The following is a 511-nucleotide window of genomic DNA, read 5'->3' as shown; positions in this document are numbered from 1 at the left end:
GAATTTCGCTACCTTAGGACCGTCAGAGTTACAGCCGCCGTTTACTGGAGATTAAACTAAAAGCGTAAACTATTAGTTTTTAACTTTACAGCACCGGGCAGGTGTCAGACTCTATACGTCATTTTGCAATTTTGCAGAGTCCTGTGTTTTTATTAAACAGTCGCTACTCTATGTTTCTACCACCCCCTTATTTAAATCTAAATAAGTTGGTTCTCTTTACACCGAAGTTACAGAGTTAATTTGCCGAGTTCCTTCAATACTATTAATTCAATCGCTTACGTACATTTATACTAGTTCACCTGTGTCGGGTTAGGTACAGTTTTAATATTTAAATATTTTCTTGAATTTTTAAAAAAAACTTTACTAAATAAGCTAAAATAAAATTACTTTTTATAAATTAATTTTTTAAATTTTTAAAAGAAATATTCAATCTTTTTCCTCATCAACGAAGGTTTTCACCGTAGTCTTAGAGACTGTATTACTCATTGTAGATAACCAGTACACTGAAATC

1 rRNA gene is annotated in these 511 nt (G+C 31.7%); it reads right to left on the bottom strand.

Annotated elements, in window-relative coordinates:
- A 23S ribosomal RNA gene (locus B5P42_RS33505) occupies nucleotides 1–511 on the bottom strand; the annotation flags it as partial.

It is taken from the genome of Bacillus sp. SRB_331, from assembly GCF_003264175.1.
Lineage (GTDB): Bacteria > Bacillota > Bacilli > Bacillales > Bacillaceae_G > Bacillus_A > Bacillus_A mycoides.
Note: the sequence above shows the minus strand (reverse complement) of the source record. Positions and strands in the feature narration are given on the sequence as shown.